Origin of the sequence: Chryseobacterium sp. SIMBA_029 (assembly GCF_046535275.1) — a bacterium.
Lineage (GTDB): Bacteria > Bacteroidota > Bacteroidia > Flavobacteriales > Weeksellaceae > Chryseobacterium.
Window position 1 is genome coordinate 1 of the sequence record NZ_JAWRXA010000665.1, and the last position, 249, is coordinate 249.

Sequence of the window (249 nt, forward strand, 5' to 3'; positions counted from 1 at the left end):
CTTCCCTCCAATTTTATCAACATCAAAAAACCGTGTGTATAAATAAGGAACAGAAGCTTGATCCAATGTTTTTTTCTCCTCCCGATCCAATTTCAAACTGGTTTTCCAGTAATAAAAAGTGTAAGGGTGATTTTCTTTCTTACTGCATGAAGCCATCAGAAAGAATAGCAGTAAAATTCTTAAAATTTTCATTGATATAAAATACTCTTGCAGTCACAATTCAGTTTAGCCATTTCCGCCAAGGAGCGG

The 249-nt window shown here is 34.9% G+C and carries 1 pseudogene; it reads right to left on the reverse strand.

The annotated features are described in order from the left end of the window. Positions 1–192: pseudogene (locus tag SB679_RS25640) on the reverse strand (hypothetical protein); the annotation flags it as partial. Positions 193–249: the final 57 nt, after the last annotated feature.